Here is a 2,937-nt window from a genome sequence, read left to right as displayed (position 1 = left end):
CGCGCGGCCGGCGTGAGCCACGCGGCGCCACCCGGGCCGAGCCCGAGCACCGTCAGGCGGCCGCGTGCACGGCCGAGCGTGGCGGGATCGACCGGATGCGCCGCGACCGCGCACGCGATGCCGTTCGTCGTTGCGCGCAGCGTGTGCACGACACGCAACGCGCGGCCGAGCAGTGCGGCCGCATCGGGTGTCACGTCGTCATCGCCATCGTCATCGCCATCGACGAAACGAAGCGGCACGTCGAGCGTTTGCGCCGCTTCTTCCAGCACGGCATCACCGATCGCCGATGCGGGCGCCACGATCGCCGCGAGCGCCAGCCGTGCGAGACCGTGCGCATCGAGTGCGGCGTCGATGCGTGCGGCGAGCGCTTCATCCGCGTGGACAGCCTGCGCATCGACGCCAATCACCACGCTGCGCGGATGAATCACGAGTTCGTCGCGCGTGCCGCGCCACACATCGGGTGTCACGCGGATCGCATGCGCGGCCGCGTCGTCGCGCGGCAGCGCGACATCGTCGAGCCACGGCGCCGCGCCGTCCATGCGCGTCGACGCGCCCGCGAGCAGATCGGACACGAAGCGCTTGCCCTGGGCGAGATCGGCGAGCGCATAGCCTTCGGGCGGATTGAGCACGCACGCGCCGAAGCGCAGTTCGCCGCTCGTCGTGATCGCCGGCGCGACGCCGACGCATGCGGCGATTTCGCGCGCCATCACGTTGACGCCCGTCAGCCCGCCGAGCAGCGGCACGACCGCCGAACCGTCTTCCGCCACCGCGAGCACGGGCGGCTCGACGCCCTTGTCGGCGAGCGCGGGGGCGATGCAGCGGATCACGATGCCGGCCGCGCACAGTGCGACGATCGGCAGGCCGCGTGCATAGAGTTCGCGCAGGTGTGCGCCGAGATCGTCGAACGGCACGTCGGCGTCGACACGCGGCGTGAGCCCATGCACGAGGGCACCCGGATAGCGTGCCTGGATGCGTCGCGCGGTATCGAGCGCGCCCGCGCCGAGAATCACGATCGCGGGCGGAGTCGTCATCCTTGCCATTTTTCCCCCGGCACGACGAGCAGCGAGAAATACGGCGACGCCATCGGATCGACTTCGTCGAGCGGCACGATGCGCTGGCTCGCCATCGTCGCGCGCTCGACATACAGCGCGCGCTTCGCGAGCCCCAGCTCGTCGAGCACGCGCCGCACCTTGTCGAAATTGCGGCCGAGCTTCATCACGACGGCCGCGTCGGCCCGCGCGAGCCGCTCACGCAGTTCGTGCTCGGGCAGCACGCCGGACAGCACCGACAGGCTCTGGTTGCGATAGACGAGCGGCTGGCCGAGCACGGCGGTGCCGCCGAGCATCGCGCATACGCCGGGGATGACCTCGGTGTCGTAGCGCGGCGCGAGGCGGTCGTGCAGGTACATGTACGAGCCGTAGAAGAACGGGTCGCCTTCGCAGATCACCGCGACGTCGCGCCCCGCATCGAGGTGCGCGGCAACGATCTCGGCGGCCGTGTCGTAGAAGTCGGCGATCACCGTCTCATAGCAGAGCGGCGGCGGCAACGCCTCGGTCGTCACCGGATAGACGAGCGGCAGTTGCGTCTGTCCGTCCTGCAGGTGCGCTTCGACGATGCCGTACGCATTGCCTTTCTTGCCCTTCGCGACGAAATACGCAACCACGGTTGCGGCCTGCAGCACGCGCAGCGCCTTGATCGTCATCAGTTCAGGATCGCCGGGGCCGACGCCGACCCCGAACAGGCGTCCACGTGGGGTCGTCATTCGACCTCCGTCGCGAGGGCATTGACTGCCGCCGCCGCCATCGCGCTGCCGCCGCGCCGGCCGAGCAGCGCGACGTACGGCACGCCGCGGCTGTCGGCATCGAGCAGCGCCTTCGATTCGGCCGCGCCGATGAAACCGACCGGGAAACCGAGGATCAGCGCGGGGCGCGGCGCGCCGGCGTCGATCATGTCGAGCAGGTGGAACAGCGCGGTCGGCGCATTGCCGATCACGACGACGCTGCCGGCGAGGTGCGGACGCCACAGTTCGAGCGCAGCCGCCGAACGCGTGTTGCCGAGATGCCGCGCGAGATCGGGCACCTCCGGTTCGCCGAGCGTGCAGATCACGCGGTTGTCGGCCGGCAGCCGCGCGCGCGTGATGCCTTCGGCGACCATCCTCGCGTCGCACAGGATCGGCGCGCCGGCCGCGAGCGCCGTGCGGCCCGCCGTGCCGGCGCCGGCCGAGAAGCGCAGATCGTAGACGACGTCGACCATCCCGCACGCATGGATCACGCGCACCGCGAGTTTCTCGAGGTCGGGGGGAACCTGCGACAGGTCGGCCTCGGCGCGGATCGTCGCGAACGACTGGCGGTAGATTTCCTGCCCGTCGCGAATGTAGTCAAGCATCGGTGGTGTCCTGGCTGTGCCGCGTGCCCGTCAGTCGGGCCGCGGCCTGGTCAATCGTCAGATGGCGCGCGAGCGGGGTGCCGAGGCCCGCAGCGGCGTCGCGCCGGTAAAGGTCGTAGTGCGCGGGCGCAACCGCGACGAGCGTGTGCGTCGCGGGATGCGGCAGCGCGCAATGGCGCTCGCAGCCGGTCAGGTGCACGTCGACCGCGTGGCCGATGCGCGCGGCGAGCGCGAGCGCGTCGTGTTTCGTATCGGCGCGTGCTTTCGCGCAGCCCGCGCTGCCGGTACACGCGACGAGCGTCGCCAGCGGGTCGGACGATGCGCAGACGAGGCCGAGCGACGCGAGCGCATCGAGCGTGGCCGGCGCGCGTTCGCGCGATACGCCGTGCATGAACACGCCTTGCCAGGGCGTCATCGACAGCGTGCCGTCCCCGTCGGTTTCGGCCAGCGCGGCGAGCCGTTCCAGTTGCGTTGCGTCGAGCCGGCCGAGCGCGAATTGGGCGCCGACGTCGCAGCGCGCCGCCTCGCGCGACGGCTGCACGCCGAAACGCA

Annotated in this window: 2 protein-coding genes and 2 pseudogenes; all 4 read right to left on the bottom strand. The window is 71.2% G+C overall.

The window, feature by feature from the left end:
• Positions 1-1,031 (bottom strand): annotated as a pseudogene (locus G3N64_RS38590) (cobalt-precorrin 5A hydrolase); the annotation flags it as partial.
• Positions 1,028-1,762: a precorrin-2 C(20)-methyltransferase gene (locus G3N64_RS38585; RefSeq protein ID WP_205788820.1), complete on the bottom strand. Its 735-nt coding sequence runs from the start codon at positions 1,760-1,762 to the stop codon at positions 1,028-1,030. The pseudogene G3N64_RS38590 and the gene G3N64_RS38585, both read right to left, overlap by 4 nt.
• On the bottom strand, positions 1,759-2,385 hold the full coding sequence (locus tag G3N64_RS38580) for a precorrin-8X methylmutase (protein WP_046545711.1): 627 nt from the start codon (positions 2,383-2,385) through the stop codon (positions 1,759-1,761). The genes G3N64_RS38585 and G3N64_RS38580 overlap by 4 nt, the downstream gene beginning before the upstream one ends.
• Positions 2,378-2,937 (bottom strand): annotated as a pseudogene (locus G3N64_RS38575) (precorrin-3B synthase); the annotation flags it as partial. The gene G3N64_RS38580 and the pseudogene G3N64_RS38575, both read right to left, overlap by 8 nt.

It is taken from the genome of Burkholderia sp. Ac-20344, assembly GCF_017104975.1.
Lineage (GTDB): Bacteria > Pseudomonadota > Gammaproteobacteria > Burkholderiales > Burkholderiaceae > Burkholderia.
Note: the sequence above shows the minus strand (reverse complement) of the source record. Positions and strands in the feature narration are given on the sequence as shown.